This is a genomic window from Oleiphilus sp. HI0061, from assembly GCF_001635675.1.
In genome coordinates, this window is the sequence record NZ_LWFE01000457.1 from 1 (window position 1) to 1166 (window position 1166).

Annotated in this window: 1 pseudogene; it reads left to right on the forward strand. The window is 45.1% G+C overall.

Annotated elements, in window-relative coordinates:
• Nucleotides 1-21 precede the first annotated feature (21 nt).
• Nucleotides 22-1166 (forward strand): annotated as a pseudogene (locus tag A3735_RS06140) (thrombospondin type 3 repeat-containing protein); the annotation flags it as partial.

Genomic DNA, 1166 nt, shown 5'->3' on the forward strand with positions numbered 1-1166 from the left:
CTGAGTCACCAAGTGAATCTTGTGAACCTTGATCCTGCGACTCATTATTATGTTCGTGTAGACGCTTATAATTTACTTGGCGAAATGGTTAGCAGTGACACCCTTAGTTTTGTTACGTCTGCTACAAGCGATAATGCAGACAGTGATAATGACGGCTTGCCGGATGTATGGGAGATCCAGTTCGGCTTGGACCCACAAGATGCCAGCGATGCATTTATTGACCAAGACAACGATGGTTTGAGCAACCGAGAGGAATTCGCTGCGCAAACTGACCCTAATAGCGCTGATAGCGATGTGGATGGTATTCCAGATGGTTGGGAGTTTGATCACAACCTCAACCCAAATGATGCAGCAGATGCTAGCCTTGATACTAACAATGACGGCATAACGAATTTGGATGAATTCCTTAGTGCGGCAGATACTGAGGCGCCGGTGATTGATTTGGTTTCTGAAATTACGTTGGCGTCTAATGGGCCATTAACTGCAGTGCCAATGAGTAATATTAGTGCAAGCGATAATGTTGATGGAAGTGTCGCGCTTATTAATTTAGATGAGACCCACCTACCACCGGGGCATCACATAGTTAACTGGCTCGCAGAAGACTCGGCCGGTAATAGAACAATTGCCAGCCAGTCTATACAGATAATACCGCAACTTTTGTTAAGCAAAGCTCAGGTCACAAGTGAAAACAATCGTGTTTCAGTTAACTTGAGCTTATCTGGGGAGGCACCAGTTTACCCTGTGCTTGTTCCTTACAGTCTTGGTGGTACAGCTAACGAAAATGATTACGACTTACTTACTAGCTCAAATGTCACCGAGCAGTCCACTAAGGTCAGCGGTGTCGTCATTTTTGACGAAGGCATGACTGCCGAGCTAGTACTAGAAGTCTTAGATGACCAAATTGTTGAAAGTGATGAGCAGCTTATCGTTACATTTAATGATCCGGTCAATGCGGTGATAGGTGCGAACGAGCAGCATCAGATCACGATTACAGAATCGAATATTGCCCCTAGATTAAACGTGACCGCAGAGCAAAATGGTTTGGCGCTTACAACGCTCAGTTCAGGTGAAGGCTTGGTGACTATTCATGCGCTTGTTGATGATTTAAATTCGGCTGACTCACACTCATTTGACTGGAGTAAAACCGACAACCAGCTAGTAGACCT